The following is a 15,492-nucleotide window of genomic DNA, read 5'->3' as shown; positions in this document are numbered from 1 at the left end:
GGACCAGTACACGCAGCCCCACACTCAGCGAGCGTCGTCCGCCAGTTCCGGTGGACCCTGAGACGGCACCGGGGACTCGATCAGCAGAACCGCCATTTGAAACAGAACGAGTCCACGGTGATCGGTCACCTCAAGGCGCCAGTCGTCGTCGTGAACGATGTGCTGAGCTTCGTCTCTCAGGATCTCGCCTGCGAGGCGGACAGCCTCAGTGCGGGCGGTGGCGAGGTCCGGCAGATCTGTGCCCAGCGCATCGAGGCCGCTCTTGCCGTCGTGGACGTTGAAGTAGAAGCGCGGCATTCCGGTATCCGGTTCGTTGCCGGCGGGGGGGGCATCAAACCCTCCATCGCGACTGCCGAACGTTCGTGACCGCGATTGTCTACCTGCTGACACAACCCGGCCGTGCGTTCCCTAGCCGGATGTTAGGATCGTCCGATCTGCGTCGATCTGACCAAAAAGCTCGTAGTCCGTCCTAATTGGCGGGTGTCGCGTCTACTCTCTGATGTTCAGCCCCCCTTTGGCCGCGAACTCCCAGACCGGCGACCCCCAGGTCTGCCCGGGCTTCGTCCAACAGCCGGAAATGCGACCTGACGCAGCGGTTACTCGTCGTCCCACTTCATGGCATCCAGCCTTATGGAAGCGACCTCCATTCCTGTCCCATCCACGTCTATCACGATTGCGATCTCGGCGTCACGTTGGGCGATCTCCGCTTCTGCAAGCCGCTTGGCCGCGGCTCGATCTTCGAGTCCCTCAGCCTCACCGATGACGGCGCCGTCTCTGCGGAATTCAACACGGTAGGTCATGGCCTCACATGCCACGGGCGGATGACGGGTTCAAAGCACTCGATTTGGTCGCGCCGGGAGGCGGGAGGTCGGTGAAACGGGGCTGAGCGACAGGAACGATTGGTTCTAGCCGACATAGCTATGCGCCGCTCTGATCCGCCGGTATGCATCGTCGCCAACCGATCACTCTAAGGCAAAGGGCTACCTGAAGTGAGAGAAGCCGCGATCGCTCTCGCCCTGATCAGTGCCGCCTGTAGCCCCGCAGCAGCTCAAGACGACAAGCGCGCCGAGACTCTCTCTGGATTGGCCCGGATCGTCGGGGCGCAGGCCGGCATCGTGCTCTACTGCCGTAAGTTCCACACCATCGACGACGCACTGTCAGATGGCCTCGCCCGTACCGCGCGTGTGGCTCTGCGAAAGACCCTCGGAAACAAGCGGGCCAAAGCCCTCATCGAGGAAGAAGGCAAGCAAATCAGCAGGGAGATCGAGGAGAACGGCGCCGAAGAGTGGTGTGCCGATCAGCGCGACATCCTCAAGACCGACAACCTGCAGGTCTTCCTCGACTGACGCCCAATCTGGCATAGTCCGCCCCTTCCGCACTGGAAGCCCTGAAGGCCGAGCATCCATAGGTGACGCATGAGCGAGCCGGAGCCTGACGCCGACTTCCGCGAGCGCCTGCTGCGAGAGGTTCCGGATGGCGAGCGGGACCTCGTCATCGGAGCGACGGGGAAGCAGCTGGACGCGCTGGGTCGCAAGTACGACGTGTATCGGACCGGTGTGCCCCTAGATGGCTTCGATGGTTTCGTGGACGGCGGCATCGAGAACGACGATGCCTGAGTTTGGGCCAGCACGATCTCCGGGTCGCCCGCAAGGCTCTCCCCGTGCACCTGGAGGCGCAGGACCATCTGAAGTGTCGATGACATCCGTCGGCAGAGACTGAACTACCAGATGCGGTCTATTTTCATCGCCGCGGCATTCGCGATGGCCGTAATAGCAATAATAATCCTAGGCGGGCTCGCGTCTCACTACGAAGACTGACCGTCAGCCGCTGTGGCCCGCGGATCACGCAAATTCCGAATTGACGAGCCGGTAAATTTTATCGCTGGCGGCTGGGTGCTGCTTATGGCCAACAGGAGCACCGCTTCTGCGAGAACAAATCAATGCAGCGACCTCTCTACGACCGCCTGCACCGGTACATCGTAGTAGCGTTGGGGAGCGGCGGCGTTGCCATGATGACCGCAGCTTGGATCTGGGATGCGCTGTAGCGTCCGGGGCCGTTGCTGCATCGAGAAGATCCGGAGCTAGCGACCTGACGGAGGTTGCCGTGCCGGACGAGGACCGCGAGGTCGAGCACTCCCATTTTCCAGCTCCTTGAGCCGAGGTGGTGAAGCCGTCGATGTCGAGATCTACCGCTATGCCGGCACGCTGGATCCCTGGCAGTTGGTCGTGTTCGATCTGTCGTCCGGCTCGTGCATCGCCTGGGCCTAGACCTTCACGACGGACCAGGAGGCGTATGAGACTTTTACCGCGATGGTCGAAGCGGATGGCATGGCCTCTTTCGCTGGTGCCGTGCCGCCCGTCAGGCACTGAACTCCCTCACCCCCGCGCGGACGAAGCCCATTGCCCCTGAGCGGCCGCATCGCCTGTCCAAGCTCAGGGGCCTGTAGCTCGATGGTTAGAGCCGACCGCTCATAACGGTCTGGTTGCAGGTTCGCGTCCTGCCCGGCCCACCAAGATATCACCTACCTCGTTCGAGAAGGCACGAACTGATGTCGATCTCGCATCTGGTCCTGCTCGGCCTCGCCCTGCTTGCGACCTTCGTGATGGCTGTCGGCTGGTCACAGGATCCGTCAGCACCGACGCCGTGGGAGTGGTTCGTCACGAAGGTGACGGAGGGCGGTCTCTGGTCAGGGATATTCCTGTCGCTGCTGGCGGCAGCCTTTTTCGGTTGGCGAGCGAGCCGAAGCAGCAAATAGCCCGGCGTCATGCCTAAGTTCCCATCGCCTCGAGGCGCCCGGCCGCGTCAGGATCTCCGCCCGCGCGTCCTGGCGGCGCCGACGACCTCGCTGTCGTTGACCATCAGGGCCCCGGCATACTCGACGCGCAGGAAGCCGTGCTCCGGATGGACGCCAAAGAACTGCGGCGCGGCCCAGCCGAGCCGGTGTGCCTCGGCGCCATGCTGGTCGAGGAAGGTCAGCGCGTTCGCGCGCATCGCCGCCCACCGCGTCGGAGCCAGGTATCGGCACGACGTGGCATGCTCGGTCAGGCGGTCGATCTGGTCGCACCAGGAGGCGACGGCGGCTGGGACGTCAAGCGGGATAGATGATACCAGCATGGTGCTGTCAAAACGCATTTCGTTTCCGAAATAAAGCTAGAACTTTACTTTCTTCCGAAGCGCTTCAACTAAAACATAACGGGAAATTGTCTTTAATATTACGCCCTCTATAACAGTCGCCAAAATTTCCGTATCTCTATCGTCGAACTCACCTCCATTCGCTTCTATAAATTCTATTGCCGCAAAAAATGCGGTGCGTTTGTTGCCCTGTTGGAAGCAGTGGCTCTGGCCTATCCCTTCAAGAAGGCGCACAGCGAGAATAATAAGGTCTGTCTCGCCGTCATATGCCCACGCATTTAGTGGCCGCGCCACCGCGCTCTCCAGCGCCCCGCGGTCAAGTACGCGGAATGGTTCGGGGGTGCCGCGGAGAAGTTCTCGGGCAATCGCCTCAACTTCATCGGCAACAATCCAAAGCGGCTGCTTACCGCCCAAGGTACGCCGCGACCTTTGGGAACGCCTTCAGCCTGCGCGCCGTCCTATCGGCAACACCTTGGAGATCTGGCTGGCGATTTAGCGCTCCACTTAAGTGATCCGCTAGATCTTTTTCCGACAGCTCTTTTGCAGAGATTAAGCTATTATTCCGGATATGTAGCTCAAGTTTCTCAGCAATCTCGTTCAAGGCAAATATTATTCGCTCGTATGCACGAGCGCGCTCGGCGGCCATTTTCTCAATACGCCGAACTTCTTTTCTGAAGAATCTTTGAATATCAAGCGGCAGCATTTGGTGCTGATCTATGATAATATATGCCTCCTTGATGGAGGCTGCGTCCGCAACTTTCGATATATTATAATCGTGTTGCAGGCCTGAAATCTGCTCGATGTTGCGTGCCAAAAGCTCGCTAAGCATGCTCGCGGGCAGATGCGATGCCGCCTGACCAAGGAGCGCCCTGAGATTTCCTACGCCGCTTAACGCCCCCGAGCGCCAATCGAGGTACCGGGCAATAATCTCATCTGTCGATTTGCGCACACTCTCTCGGAGCTCAATTACGTCGGCCCGAGAGTTGAAGGGCTCCGCGCTGAAAATTGCGGTGGCCGCAAGCGGACGGGCTGCCAGAGCTTCCTGCGCGGCTTCAAACGCCGTCATGTTGAAGGCCGGATGGCCCATCTGCAATCTCCTGATGGGACGAATGTAAGGCGTCTGGCCGGAGGAGCAAAATCGTCAGCGTGGGGGGCCGGATCGGGACCGCTGCAGGGCCGCTTTCTCTCGCAAATTGCCCGCTCGGCCCCGCCCCGATCTGCTCACGGGGCGGGGGAGCGTCCGATCTCACCAGCGTGTGAGCCGAGCCGATACACAACGGGCTTCGGGAATAGGAGGGCGGCCGGCCATCAGCGGGCTGCGTCCGCGAGAGGCGGATCGGTGTCGCGCACGACGGAAGGAAGCCGCCGCGCAGACCAGATGACCTTGCCGCCGTCGTCCCGAAGAGTGGCGCAACCAGATCTTCCGGCGAGGAGACGCTCGAACTTGGCTTCAGCCTCACCGGCGGCCTGGGCGTCCGTCGACGCCTCAAGTTGCTCGGTAGCAACCGACAGCCCGCTTGCGCAGCGCCTATAGACGGAGCATTCGAGATGAAACACAGCCATGAAGCGGCGGAGCAAGAGTCTTGCCAAGTCCGCTATCGCCCTCAAGCGCCGCTTATAGACCCTATTCCGTCGCCGAGAACTGATCTTTCGCTTCGGCAGAAATTTTTATTTACCGTCCGTAAACATGCCGGGGCGATCATGGAGGTGTGATGCTCTATTTAGAGCGATGGATCGGTCCGATGCCCAAATTTCTAAGGCGGTTCGTTCGCGACGAGACTGGCGCTACCGCCATAGAATATGGAATGATCGCCGCCCTGATCGCTGTCATCATCATCGCCTCGCTGCGGCTCGTAGGAACGCGGCTCACCTCCAAATTCGGCGTGATCTCCGGCAATCTGAACTGACACGCGAATAAAGGCCCGCGCCGGCGGACCGGGCGGGCCGTCTCGGAACCGAACCAAGGATGAAGGCCGTCGATCTGCCTGGTTCATGTTGCGGCGGCATACAAAGAGAAGCCCGGCTCGCTGAGCCGGGCTTGCTGAGTCATCGCTGATGGCGACTGACTTCCAAGTCGCCAGCGTCGTCTTTAGCGCGGTGCAGCCCTGACGAAACATACAAATGAGGTATATGCAGTTTAAAACTGCGGGTCTGATTGCGTAGACGCGTCCGTTGTCTCGGTGCGACCGCCTTCCTCGGCCCGAAGCCCGTGTTCGCCACACCGCGACTCGCTGATGGAAGCAGTACCGTCGACGATCTCACCGATCAGCGCCCAGATTGCCTGATGCTCCGGACCGCCACGGTCGGCGGCGAGAAAGGCCGCCAACGCGATGTCGGTGACGCGGCCACCCGAGGCCGCGTTGGCCTCGTGGCGGACGAAGCTGCGACCGTCGGACCGATCGCGTAGCAGGAGCCAGCGATCGCCGTTCGAACTGGTGTAAAGTTCGCGGCCCAAGGCTGCCCCGTTATCGCGAAGGCTGACCGAGATAGGCGGCGACGCTGGCGACGCGCGAGCCGACCATTCGCACGGCCTTGCGCAGGCGTTCTTCGGTGACCCCGAAGCGAAGCGCCCAATGCTCGCGAGCGGCGCGGTCGAAAACGTCGATGTGGGTCTTGTCGAGCAGTTCGGTGGGCATGGCTGGATCCAACGGTGTTCTGGCATCACCAGGAGTCCGGCTTCCAACTCCGAACCGCCTCCCGAGTTGCAGCGATCCTCGGTAGTTCACCGCATTCTCGGGAACCCTTGCGTTGGGACCTTCGGTTGTTGCGCAACCTGTTCCTAAGAGGGTGTACGCCATGACCAATCCCGGTTCTCCGATCCCCGATCCCGGCGGTCCCGATCTGACGACGCCCGGCGAACCGCCGCCGACCGAACCCATGCCCGGTGATCGGCCGGCACCGCAGCCGCCGCCTGACCCGGTGCCGGGCGATCCCGCGGGCCCCGATCTCATACCTGGTGATCCCGTCGGTCCCGGCACGATCATGTAAGCCGCCATCGACTGGTGCGGCAGAACCTCGCGCACGGGCTGTTCCAGGGAGCTGAGCTACATCGCCAAGTGCTGACAGGATATGCAGCGCACTCTCGATCCCGGCTTCCTTCAGGCCTCATCCGCTCGATCGGACCGACCATGTCGGGACGCTGACCGATGACCGGCGGCACGCGGCACGATCACCGCCACGCCGCCGACATCTGCCGGGAGAATGGGTGGGACGTCGGAACTCACTTGATCGGCGATGCCGGCCTCGGCGCGACGGTGATCCGCATAACAGCACTCGGCACCCGCGTGATGTTGGCACGCATGATCAGCCACGGTGGTGTGCCGGTCGCCTACGGTGTTGAGCAGGCCTGGAGCCTTGGCGCACGCGATTGGTGTCGGATCGCTGGGTGAGGCGATCTAGGGCCGTCAGCGATCCATCCTGAACCTGATGCGACCGCCGCGGACAGCCACGTGGGCGCTGCAGCTGTGACGTCGTCGCAGCGGCCGCGGACGTCCAGAGATGGGCGGGCGCGTCAAAGGTGTACAGCTGCGCGGCGGACCTTGGCCGGTGTCCGGCGTGCTAGCCCATCATGTTGTTCCTCTACGGCCTCACCATCCTCGCCGGCATCGCCAACGCGATCCAGCCCGGTCAGAACGCGACCTTGTCCAAGTCACTCGGGCTGCCCATCACCGCGGGCCTGATCACGCTCCTGGTCAGCACGGCCGCGTTGCTGATGGGCGGCCTCGCCATCGGCAAGCTCGAGATGCCGACCGGCCAACAGCTTGCTGCCGTGCCGTGGTGAGCGTGGCTCGGCGGTCTGTTCAGCGTGCTGCTGATCCTGGCGCAGCTCTACGCCTCACCCGCCATCGGCGCGGCCTCCTTCCTCGGCATCATCGTGACAGTGGGAGTCGCCGCTTCCCTCGTCCTCGACCATTACGGCTGGGTCGGCTTCCCGGTGCACCCGGCCAGTCTGTGGCGAATCCTCGGAGCAGTCCTGATGGTCGCCGGCGTGGCTTTGGTGGCCCTGTTCTGACCGCTCCGGCCAGGAACAACGACGCAGGACTGCTTCTTCCCCTACTGACAACAGGAGGAAACATGCCCCGTCTCTCCACCCTAACCGGCGCTGCCGCGATCCTGGTGCTGACGATGACGACAACCTTCGCAGCGCCGTGCGCTGTCGGCACGACCACCAGCAGCAAGGGGCCGACGACGAAGGACACCAGCTCCAACGTCGAGGGCGGCTCGACCGCCAAAGTGACGCCGGGTGCCAAAGGCGAGTCTCCCGGCACGGTCGGTGCGCTGAACAACGTCGGCGCCGGTTCCATGGCCGACAAAGGTGAGAAGAAGGCCCCCGAGGGGCAGCCCGTCAAGCCGGGCGACGACAACTGCTGATTGGCCTCAAGCGTACCTATCGGGAGGAAGATCCATGTCGACGAAGACACTGATGATGGCGGCCGCTCTCTCGCTCGCGATGTCTGGCGCCGTGCTGGCTCAGACTGCCGCCGGTGGCGGCAGCGCCGAGGGCAATATGAACAATCCCGGCTCGGTGAAGAGCAATTCCGAGAAGTCCATGGAGCGCGGAACCGGCTCGATGAGCACCGGTACCGGACCGGGTACGGCTGGCGGTCCGCCTGTCAGCACGCCCGGCGCCCCTGCCGGAAGCGGGACTGGCAATGGCGCCACCGGAAGCGGTGCGGCCCCGAGCGGCAAGTAGATCGGTGGCGCCCCGCGGGGTCTCATCCGCGGGGTTCACACCGATACGATGGCGGCGACGTTCAGTGGCAACGTTTCTCCCACCTTACCGACGCAGCGGCTCCGGCTTCTGCCCATCGGGCAGGATCTCCTTCAGGTGTTCGTGCACCATGCCGGCCGTGAAGGGCTTGCCGATGAAGCGTGCCCCTTCCGGCATGTCGCCCGGCCCCGGGTGCACATGCCCGGAGGCGACCACGATGGCGATGTGCGGCCAACGTTCCGCCGTCTCGCGCGCGACCGCGAAGCCATTGCGCGTCCCGGGCATCTGGACATCGGTGAATAACAGGACGATCACGGCGTTCCGCTGTGCGAGCAGGACGAGCGCGGCGTCGCCATCGCAGGCCTCGACAGTTCGGAATCCAGCCTCCTCCAGGATGTCCATCGCGTCCATGCGAATGAGCCCATCGTCGTCTACGACGAGGGCATAGGGCACGCTGCAGTCGGTCGGCTCGCTCATGCCGACACAAGTCGCGATTTCGAGAAAAGGTTCGCCGTCCGGTGCCGACCCGATCCGGTCGGGACGTGGAGGCCGCGTGGCTACCGAATGGCGGACAGGGGAGGCGGACTGATCGAGGTTCGCGGAGCCGCCGGGAAAACCAGCGTCAACGAATATGGATTAGGATCCCGTGCACGACCAACCGGGTCAGGGGGCGATGCGTGGCCGTCGACGGGCGTGACGAGGTGGAGAACAGTGCCGTCCGCTCCGCTCTCGTCGCCGAGCTGGCTCATTCCACAGTGCCGACCTGCATTATGGGCTGCACCCTGGTCGGTGTCGCGAGCTTTGCCTACGCGTCCACCGGGATGAGTGCCCTCCTGGCCGCCGCGATCGGCGGCGGGCTGGCGTCGATGGCCAAGGTCGCACTGATGCAGTTCCAGAGGCGGCGTCCGGGCCTGGAGCTTCCCGCGCGCGCCGAGACGAACGCGTGGAAGGCGGCACATGCCGCGATCACCAGCCTCGTCGCAGCCTCCGTCGGCCTCACGGCGACGGCGATCTTCCTGCAGCCCGACCTGAGCCTGCAGATGCTCGCGACGGGCCTGATCTTCGGCTACTGCTCCGGCATCGTCAGCCGTGTCGGGATCAGGCCCAAGATCGCCCTCATGGCCATCGTCCTGGCGGCGGTTCCGCCGATCGTCGCGGCGGCGACGTGGAGCGATGTCCCCCACCACATCATCGTGGTCGTGTTCTCGATCTTCCTGCTCGGAAGCTTCGAGAGCGTGCGCCACGTTCATCGCACCGCGGTGAAGCATGTCGGGATGAAGCTGGCGATGGCAGCCCTCGCGCACAAGGATCCCCTGACGGGCTTGGCCAACCGCATCGGTCTGCGCGCGGCCTTCCGGGCCATCAATGCCGACGATTCGGTCGCCGTGTTCTGCATGGATCTGGACGGGTTCAAGACGGTCAACGACCGATACGGTCACGCGGCCGGCGACGCCCTGCTGCGGATGGTTGCCGCCCGCCTCGTCGCTGTCTCTGCCCCCGACGCGACCGTGGTCCGCATGGGCGGCGACGAGTTCGTCATCCTGAAGCCGGGCCTGCACCGACGAAGCGATCTCGCGGCCCGCGTCGAGCAGATCATGGAATGCCTGCACGAACCATTCCCTCTCGGCGACCAAGAGGTCACGGTCGGCGCCAGCGTCGGCTGCGCTTCGTCGCCCTTCAAGCCGACGGATCTCGACACTCTGCTCACGCGCGCCGATGAAGAGTCGTATAGAATCAAGTCGATCCGCCGACGCGGACTGCCGGCCGATCGAACTGTTACCGTCCTTCGCGGCCATGTTTGAACGACGGCCTGCTGCCGAGCCTCCCGTCCCGCGCGGCGCGCGCTTATCGCTGGCGTTACTTGCCGAGCGGACCCGGCTCAGGTGAGGCTAGGACAGCCACGTTCCCGTGAACGCCAGGGCGCCCAGGTAGAGCGCTCGGCCGTCCTCGTCCCTGATCAGGACCGTCAGGGCCTGTCGCTCACCATCGCGTGGCACCTCGTCGGCAGCGATTTCCGGAAGAGCCTGCTTGGCATGCCTGACAGCGCTCTGCAGGTCGGCGCAGTCGAAGCCCATCTCGTCGCGCTCGTTGCGCCCATCGTTGATGTCGAAGAAATAGCGCGGCACCCACGCCTCCTGAATCGGGTCTTCTCTCCGCAAACGCGAGGTTTCGACGCCGGTTCGCTGGCGAAGCCGAGGGGCCGAGCGGCCTGCATGCGACACGGCCGAACGCCGCCAGGCGGCCCTGGTTACTGACGCAGACGCCGACAATGGATACACGCGTGGGCGATGTACAAGCTCCCGCCCGGCAGCCTCTACCGGCTTCGAACACTCGCCCAGACCGGCGCACGCTTCTATCAAATGAGCGGCTACATGCGCCGTTTGGAGGTCCTAGGACTGATCGTGGCGACTGGACGGACCGATCCGGACACGAATGCTGTAGAGTACGGCATCACCGATGCCGGCCGCGCCGAGCTCGAGGAGCGTCACGGCCCGCTCTCGCCGAATTGGCTCGAAGGCGAGGCTTGATGCGCAGTGCCACCGTGATCTGAGCACGCGCGTCTGTGCCCGGCGGGGGCGACGAGGCGCCATGATCTACGCACGAAGAGGCCCGCGCGCGTGCGCCAGCCTCACCGCCCCGCCAGCCCGATCTTCGCCAGGACGATCCCCCCGAAGGCCAGCAGCGCCGCCGAGGCCAGGCCCCAGCCGATCTTGCGCAAGTCCCGCACCTGCCCGGCGACCTCGGCCAGTGCCTTGGCCGCCTCCGCCTTCGCCCCGTCCACCGCCTTGTCGATCCGCCGCTCGATCTCGTCACGGGCCACGAAGTGCTCGATGTCCCGTCGGTAGGCCACGCCCTCGAGCTTCTCGTCCATCCGGTCGAGTTTGCCGCCGAGTGCGTCCATCTGGCGGCCGGTCGCCTCCACGCGCTCGATCAGGCGCCCGATCCATTCGGGCAGGTGATCCGTCATGGCCCCGGTCCTTCGCTCGACGCGACCCGGCCGCGCCGTCCGGGGCCGGGGCAGTGTCTCGTCCGCCATCGCTGCGCGCCCGCGGTCTCGGGGCTCAACCCTTCGGCCCGATCACCTGCGGGACGATCTTGTCGACGGAGCGGGCCAGCATGTAGGCGCCGATCCCGACGGTGAGCAGCGACCACAGCTCGGCCGGCACGCCCTTGAGCGCGGCCACGACCTCGACCTGCAGGCCGACCATGGGCGAGACCACGCCCACCCAGGTGATCATCGCCAGTGCCCAGAGCACGGTGATCGGCCGGGCGTTGCGGGCGAGCGGGCTCTCCGAGCCGGCATCCGCCTTCATCACCTCGGCCATGGCCCGGCCGAGATCGCCCTGCTGCTCGATCAGCGCGCGCTGCAGCTCCAGTTGCACCTGCAGGCGCTGGCCCTCGTCGGGCAGCACCTTCGCGAGGATCGGGCCGAGCGCGCCGAGCAGCGTCGGCAGGAGCGCGAGGAATCCCATGGTCAGGCACTCCGCTGCATGTTGTGGCGAAGGGCGTCGCGCAGGCGCAGCCACCAGGCTTCCGGCGCGACCGACGGGGCGCCGGTCATCGGCGCGAGCGAGTCGGGACGCGCCGGCGAGGCCGGTGCCGGTCCCTCCGGCGCGCGCACCGGCGCGGGATCGCCCCGGCGGGCGTAGACGAGGCCGTAGGCGGTCAGCGCCGCCTGGTCCCGCTCGCCCTGCCGGCGGGGCACGATGGCGGCCGGCCGGTCCCACAGCAGGAAGGCCTCGACGGCCCGCGGCAGGTCGCCGGCATTGGCGAGGCGCACGACGCTGGACTGTGCGAAGTTCGGCTGGCCGATGTTGAAGCACAGCGAGCAGCAGGCATCGAAGAACGGCTGCGGCACCGGCTTGACCAGCGCAGCGCGCACGGAAGCGACGTAGGGCCTGAGATCGGCGGCAAAGAGCGCGTCCGCCTCAGCCTGGGTGACGCACAGACCGTCGGTCACGGTGGGCGGGCCGGCCGCGCTGGTGTGACCCCGGCCGATCGTCCAGATGCCGACGCTGTCGCGGTAGGCACGCAGCCGGCAGCCTTCGCGCGCCGCCAGGGCCGCGCGTCCGAGGGGTGAGAGATCCATGGGAGACTCCTGCCTGGGCGTCGGATGAGAACCGGTGCCCTACCGGCGGCTGGGGGCGATCACGGCAGCTGTCGTGCGCCGAAGAAGGAATCGGCAGCAGCCACGTAGCCGTCGGCGCCGGTGAACCGCACGAACACCTCGACGGTGTCCTTCGCCGCCAGTTTCAGGACCGACGCGAGGTTGACCGCGCTGACGCCGTCGACGAGCGCGCCGGTCGCCGCGGCGCGCCCGCGCCCGGCCGCCGCGCCGTTGCGGTAGAGCTGCACCTCCAGCGCCGTCGGCGCGCTCGACCCGTTCCGCTTGTACGTCAGCGCGACGTCGAAGCCGTGCAGGCCGGCCTCGAAGGCGACGAAGCGGTTCTTCGCCGCGTCGAAGGCGCCCTGATCGTTGCTGTCGGCGGTGTTGAACTGGACCTTCGTCCAGGCATCCGCCGGGACGTAGTTGTCGAAGTTCGTGGACGCGGCGGCCTTGGCGAAGTTGGTGATCCGGCTCCAGGCGGCACCGTCGTGCCATCGGAGCGCCGTGAGAGTGCTGTCCGCGTAGATCTGGCCCTGCGCGCCGCCCGCGGGCTCCGCGGAGAGCGGCTGCAGCTCCAGGGCGCCGTTGCCGCGGACCTTCAGCACCGACCGGCGCGCGGCCGTGCCCGGCGCCGTGGTCTGGACATCCAGGCCGGTGCCCTGCGCCGTCGCCGTGAGATCCTCCTCGGCAACGCCGAGCAGCGCGACGGCGTCGGCCGTGTACGCGCCTCCCGCGTGGTAGCCGGCCCCGAACAGGCCGAGGAGTGTGTCGGTCGCCTTGAGCGGCAGCGGCGCGCCCGGCGCGCCCCGCGCGGCCCGGGCGCGGCAGTTGGCGACGGGCCCGTGATGACCGGCGGCATCGCCCCCGTAGGCGTCGAGTTGGACGGCGAGCCTCGCGCCGAGACCCAGGACGTGCACCGGCGCGCCCGGATCGGTCACACCCGACAGGCCGAGATAGCCCGTCGCGGCCGCGACCGTCATGGCCGTCCGGAAGGCGGTGCCGTCCGGGCTCGTCTTCACGGTCAGGTCGTCGCTGCCGAGCGTGCCGAACAGGACCCGGCTGGCGTAGCCGGTCTGGAGCACGAGGCCGGCGTCGTTGGCCGCAGCCTTCTTGTTGAGGGTCAGCCGCATGTTGCCGGCCCCGGGAGTGACCTCGTCCCACGAGAGCAGCGCGGCCTCGGACTTCACCGCCAAGCGGTTGGTGGTGTCGGCGGCGGTGTTGACGCCCAGGGCCGGCACGCCGCCCTTCAGGTCTCCCGCGGAGACGGCCGGGTGACCGCCGGGCGTGACGCCGTCGTGGACGACGAGGCGCCAATTCGTGGTGTCGACGACGAACTCGCCCGGTCGGCCGACGAAGGTCGCGAGGAACGACCACGCGTCCCGCAGCCACTGCGTGCGCACGCTCATGACGAGGCGAGCCCCAGATCGAGGAAATTCGGGTAGGGGTCGGAGGCGAGGCCGAAATCGTCGCTCCGGGTGGCCGCCTGCGAGGCGAGCCCCAGATCCGCGCCGCTGCCGACGGCGAGCGTCTCGGCGACCGGGCCGAACCGGCCCGAGCCGATCGGCGTCAGCGTGTAGGGCGTGCAGGTCGCGAGGTCCTGGGCCGCGCCGCCGAAGATGTTGAAGGCTTGCAGCTTCAGGGTGAGCGGCGTGCCGATATAGGCCGCCGGCACGCTGTAGCGGAACACCGCCTCGTCGAGCCGGATGAAAGCCGTCCCGGCCGGGTGCGCGCCGGCCGGCGAGCCGGAGAGCCCGCGCTCCAGATAGGTCAGGGCGTAGACGTGCGGCGCGGTGAGCGTCGCGGTGGCGAAGGACACCAGTTCCTGGCCGACCAACGCGAGGGTGACGCCGTCCCGCGCGTCGGCCTCGCTCACCGAGGCCAGCGTGCCGCCGGAGCGGCCGAGATCGACCGCGAGCGTGTTGGCGCGGTCGGGGTTGGGCCCGGCCGGGGCGGGCAGGTCCGCGGCGAGCACGCCCTGGCGGGCCGCGTCCGTGATCGTGCCGATCTCGACGAAGCTGGCGCCGTCGCGCGAGACCCAGACATTCGCCCCGCCCCAGTACGGGTCGGCGTTCGCGCCCGAGGCCGCGATCCAGACCTGCGGCACGCCGGCCGTCAGCGCGGCGGGCGGCTCGAAGATAAGCGGATCGTTGACCGGCGCGGACGCCCGCTCGCGGTCGACCGCCGATCCGGTCGCGCCGACCGTTGGATAGGCCGCCGCGGTCGCGGTCCCGCGCGGGAACTCCTCGGCCGTGACGGTGAGCAGACCGTCCTCGTCCTCCTCGATCGCCGTGATGCGCACCGGCGTCCGAGCGAGCCCGAGCCCCGGGTCGGTCAGGGTCACGACGTCCATCGGCTCGAGGAGGCAGAACTCCCAGGACAGGCGGAACGTGTAGGTGTTGCGGATGTAGAGCGCCCGCTGCAGCGCGAGCTGCGCCACGAGCCGGCCGATCGAGAGCGCGCAGATCTCGCGGGCGGTGATGGTCCCCCCGACCTTCAGGCCGTAGCGCTCGATCGCGCCCTGGTCGCGCGCCTCGACCGTCGTCGCGGTGTAGCCGTGGCTCCGATCGGAGCACTCGACGCGCTGGACGTTGGGGAGGCCGTAGGGATCGCTGCGCGCGACCCGCACCGGATCGTCACCCTCGGCGGCCAGGACGTCGTCGTCCGTGAGGTCGTAGACCGGCGCGACGTCGGGCACGTAGGTGACGCTGGCGCCCGAGTGCGTCACCCCGGTCACGACCTGGTCGCCGTAGGGGACGATCCTGAGCCGCGCGCCCGACCACACCGCCGCGCTGTTGGTCAGCCGCAGCCACCGCGCCAGGATCGCGTTGGCGGTCTCGGCGTCGGTGAGCGCCGGGCTCAGCCCAAGGCCGAGGGCGGCGCAGTAGGTCTGGTAGGACGCGTCCCCCGAGGCGCCAAACAGGGCCGCGCCGCTGAGGGCCGAGGCCGGCAGGCCGACACCGTACTGCGCGTTGGTCAGGAAGTCCGAGATCAGCGCGGCCGGGTCGGCATCCTGCCCGAGCGGCCCCGCAGTGCCGGCGAGCCGCCCGACGACCTCGAAGGCGATCGACGAGATGGTCGCGCTGGAGCCCAGGTCGAAGTAGGGCGAGGCGAGGTAGGCGGTGCCGTTGTAGGGCAGCGCGGCGGCCGGGTAGCGCGCCAGCGCCGGCCCCCATGGCTGCTGCGGCGTGTCGCCGGGGATGAGGCTGAGGAAGTTGGTCGGGAAGGGCGTGACCGACTGGCCGCTGAACACCTCGCCGATGCCCTGGACCGGCCCCTCGGCGAGGCCGAACATGATCCAGGTCGAGTAGGTGTAACCGGTGATGCCGTGGCGGCCGCCGCCTTTGCCGCCCGCCTTCTTGCCGCGCTGGGCGTGGGTCTGGAAGCCGTCGGACCAGATGACGTTCGGTGCGATGCGGTTGGTCCCGTAGACGATCGGGATCGGCAGCGCGCTCGAGGCGGTCTGGACCTGCAGGCCGGTGTAGTCCGGCCGGACGGTGCGCTTCTTCCCGCCGAACAGGCTCATGGTGGCCTCATGGCAGTC

The 15,492-nt window shown here is 66.6% G+C and carries 23 protein-coding genes, 1 tRNA gene and 1 pseudogene; 11 read left to right on the top strand and 14 right to left on the bottom strand.

The window, feature by feature from the left end; translation table 11 throughout:
* Window positions 1–24: 24 nt before the first annotated feature.
* Window positions 25–297 carry a DUF6894 family protein gene (locus tag ACLBYB_RS01300; RefSeq protein WP_447697624.1) on the bottom strand — a complete coding sequence of 91 codons (273 nt, stop codon included), beginning with the start codon at window positions 295–297 and terminating at the stop codon, window positions 25–27.
* A 299-nt stretch (window positions 298–596) separates the two neighbouring features.
* Window positions 597–800, bottom strand: a complete 204-nt coding sequence (locus tag ACLBYB_RS01295) for a hypothetical protein (protein ID WP_447697623.1) — start codon at window positions 798–800, stop codon at window positions 597–599.
* A 282-nt stretch (window positions 801–1,082) separates the two neighbouring features.
* Between ACLBYB_RS01295 and ACLBYB_RS01290 the strand changes: the two genes are divergently transcribed.
* The 4 genes from ACLBYB_RS01290 to ACLBYB_RS01275 all read left to right on the top strand — a co-directional run bounded on the left by ACLBYB_RS01290 (window position 1,083) and on the right by ACLBYB_RS01275 (window position 2,755).
* Complete coding sequence (locus ACLBYB_RS01290; RefSeq protein WP_447697622.1) at window positions 1,083–1,346, top strand: hypothetical protein; 264 nt, start codon at window positions 1,083–1,085, stop codon at window positions 1,344–1,346.
* Between the two features lie 69 nt (window positions 1,347–1,415).
* Window positions 1,416–1,616, top strand: coding sequence for a hypothetical protein (locus ACLBYB_RS01285; RefSeq protein ID WP_447697621.1), 201 nt, complete (start codon window positions 1,416–1,418; stop codon window positions 1,614–1,616).
* A gap of 820 nt (window positions 1,617–2,436) precedes the next feature.
* Window positions 2,437–2,512, top strand: a tRNA-Met gene (locus ACLBYB_RS01280).
* A 36-nt stretch (window positions 2,513–2,548) separates the two neighbouring features.
* The gene (locus tag ACLBYB_RS01275; RefSeq protein WP_447697620.1) at window positions 2,549–2,755 is read left to right on the top strand and encodes a hypothetical protein; all 207 of its coding nucleotides are present in this window, start codon (window positions 2,549–2,551) and stop codon (window positions 2,753–2,755) included.
* 47 nt (window positions 2,756–2,802) lie between these two features.
* Here the strand turns inward: ACLBYB_RS01275 and ACLBYB_RS01270 are convergent, their stop codons facing one another.
* The 3 genes from ACLBYB_RS01270 to ACLBYB_RS01260 are packed head-to-tail and all read right to left on the bottom strand — an operon-like array spanning window position 2,803 to window position 4,219.
* Complete coding sequence (locus tag ACLBYB_RS01270; RefSeq protein WP_447697619.1) at window positions 2,803–3,132, bottom strand: hypothetical protein; 330 nt, start codon at window positions 3,130–3,132, stop codon at window positions 2,803–2,805.
* 18 nt (window positions 3,133–3,150) lie between these two features.
* Window positions 3,151–3,546, bottom strand: coding sequence for a type II toxin-antitoxin system death-on-curing family toxin (locus ACLBYB_RS01265; RefSeq protein ID WP_447697618.1), 396 nt, complete (start codon window positions 3,544–3,546; stop codon window positions 3,151–3,153).
* A complete protein-coding gene (locus ACLBYB_RS01260; RefSeq protein WP_447697617.1) occupies window positions 3,536–4,219 on the bottom strand; it encodes a hypothetical protein in 684 nt (227 codons plus the stop codon). Before ACLBYB_RS01260 ends, ACLBYB_RS01265 begins: the two co-directional genes overlap by 11 nt.
* Window positions 4,220–4,844: 625 nt before the next feature.
* Here ACLBYB_RS01260 and ACLBYB_RS01255 point away from each other — a divergent pair.
* Window positions 4,845–5,039 (top strand): Flp family type IVb pilin, encoded by a 195-nt coding sequence (locus ACLBYB_RS01255; protein WP_447697616.1) that lies wholly within the window; start codon window positions 4,845–4,847, stop codon window positions 5,037–5,039.
* 230 nt (window positions 5,040–5,269) lie between these two features.
* Here the strand turns inward: ACLBYB_RS01255 and ACLBYB_RS01250 are convergent, their stop codons facing one another.
* Complete coding sequence (locus ACLBYB_RS01250; protein WP_447697615.1) at window positions 5,270–5,587, bottom strand: hypothetical protein; 318 nt, start codon at window positions 5,585–5,587, stop codon at window positions 5,270–5,272.
* A gap of 10 nt (window positions 5,588–5,597) precedes the next feature.
* Window positions 5,598–5,768 carry a DUF3606 domain-containing protein gene (locus ACLBYB_RS01245; protein ID WP_447697614.1) on the bottom strand — a complete coding sequence of 57 codons (171 nt, stop codon included), beginning with the start codon at window positions 5,766–5,768 and terminating at the stop codon, window positions 5,598–5,600.
* 510 nt (window positions 5,769–6,278) lie between these two features.
* Between ACLBYB_RS01245 and ACLBYB_RS01240 the strand changes: the two genes are divergently transcribed.
* The 4 genes and pseudogenes from ACLBYB_RS01240 (at window position 6,279) to ACLBYB_RS01225 (ending at window position 7,825) form a co-directional block, all read left to right on the top strand.
* Window positions 6,279–6,521: a DUF7241 domain-containing protein gene (locus tag ACLBYB_RS01240; protein WP_447697613.1), complete on the top strand. Its 243-nt coding sequence runs from the start codon at window positions 6,279–6,281 to the stop codon at window positions 6,519–6,521.
* Between the two features lie 179 nt (window positions 6,522–6,700).
* Window positions 6,701–7,144: pseudogene (locus ACLBYB_RS01235) on the top strand (DMT family transporter).
* 62 nt (window positions 7,145–7,206) lie between these two features.
* On the top strand, window positions 7,207–7,503 hold the full coding sequence (locus tag ACLBYB_RS01230) for a hypothetical protein (protein WP_447697612.1): 297 nt from the start codon (window positions 7,207–7,209) through the stop codon (window positions 7,501–7,503).
* A 34-nt stretch (window positions 7,504–7,537) separates the two neighbouring features.
* Window positions 7,538–7,825, top strand: coding sequence for a hypothetical protein (locus ACLBYB_RS01225; RefSeq protein ID WP_447697611.1), 288 nt, complete (start codon window positions 7,538–7,540; stop codon window positions 7,823–7,825).
* 84 nt (window positions 7,826–7,909) lie between these two features.
* On the opposite strand, the gene ACLBYB_RS01220 is transcribed toward ACLBYB_RS01225, so the two are convergent.
* Entirely contained in the window at window positions 7,910–8,320 is a 411-nt protein-coding gene (locus tag ACLBYB_RS01220; RefSeq protein WP_447697610.1) for a response regulator, read from the bottom strand.
* A gap of 200 nt (window positions 8,321–8,520) precedes the next feature.
* On the opposite strand from ACLBYB_RS01220, the gene ACLBYB_RS01215 reads away from it, so the two are divergent.
* Entirely contained in the window at window positions 8,521–9,645 is a 1,125-nt protein-coding gene (locus ACLBYB_RS01215) for a diguanylate cyclase domain-containing protein (RefSeq protein WP_447697609.1), read from the top strand.
* An 87-nt stretch (window positions 9,646–9,732) separates the two neighbouring features.
* On the opposite strand, the gene ACLBYB_RS01210 is transcribed toward ACLBYB_RS01215, so the two are convergent.
* Window positions 9,733–9,969 carry a DUF6894 family protein gene (locus ACLBYB_RS01210; RefSeq protein WP_447697608.1) on the bottom strand — a complete coding sequence of 79 codons (237 nt, stop codon included), beginning with the start codon at window positions 9,967–9,969 and terminating at the stop codon, window positions 9,733–9,735.
* A 162-nt stretch (window positions 9,970–10,131) separates the two neighbouring features.
* Here ACLBYB_RS01210 and ACLBYB_RS01205 point away from each other — a divergent pair, with 162 nt between their 5' ends.
* Entirely contained in the window at window positions 10,132–10,371 is a 240-nt protein-coding gene (locus tag ACLBYB_RS01205; protein ID WP_447697607.1) for a hypothetical protein, read from the top strand.
* Between the two features lie 101 nt (window positions 10,372–10,472).
* On the opposite strand, the gene ACLBYB_RS01200 is transcribed toward ACLBYB_RS01205, so the two are convergent.
* The 5 genes from ACLBYB_RS01200 to ACLBYB_RS01180 all read right to left on the bottom strand — a co-directional run bounded on the left by ACLBYB_RS01200 (window position 10,473) and on the right by ACLBYB_RS01180 (window position 15,474).
* Window positions 10,473–10,811, bottom strand: a complete 339-nt coding sequence (locus ACLBYB_RS01200; RefSeq protein ID WP_447697606.1) for a hypothetical protein — start codon at window positions 10,809–10,811, stop codon at window positions 10,473–10,475.
* Between the two features lie 94 nt (window positions 10,812–10,905).
* Entirely contained in the window at window positions 10,906–11,316 is a 411-nt protein-coding gene (locus ACLBYB_RS01195) for a 3TM-type holin (protein ID WP_447697605.1), read from the bottom strand.
* Between the two features lie 2 nt (window positions 11,317–11,318).
* Window positions 11,319–11,933: a lysozyme gene (locus ACLBYB_RS01190; RefSeq protein ID WP_447697604.1), complete on the bottom strand. Its 615-nt coding sequence runs from the start codon at window positions 11,931–11,933 to the stop codon at window positions 11,319–11,321.
* Between the two features lie 59 nt (window positions 11,934–11,992).
* The gene (locus ACLBYB_RS01185; protein WP_447697603.1) at window positions 11,993–13,357 is read right to left on the bottom strand and encodes a hyaluronate lyase N-terminal domain-containing protein; all 1,365 of its coding nucleotides are present in this window, start codon (window positions 13,355–13,357) and stop codon (window positions 11,993–11,995) included.
* The gene (locus tag ACLBYB_RS01180; protein WP_447697602.1) at window positions 13,354–15,474 is read right to left on the bottom strand and encodes a phage tail protein; all 2,121 of its coding nucleotides are present in this window, start codon (window positions 15,472–15,474) and stop codon (window positions 13,354–13,356) included. Before ACLBYB_RS01180 ends, ACLBYB_RS01185 begins: the two co-directional genes overlap by 4 nt.
* Between the last annotated feature and the right edge of the window lie 18 nt (window positions 15,475–15,492).

The organism is Methylobacterium sp. D54C, assembly GCF_053345595.1.
The sequence above is the reverse complement of the archived record's forward strand: the minus strand, read 5'-3'. Positions and strand labels throughout refer to the sequence as shown.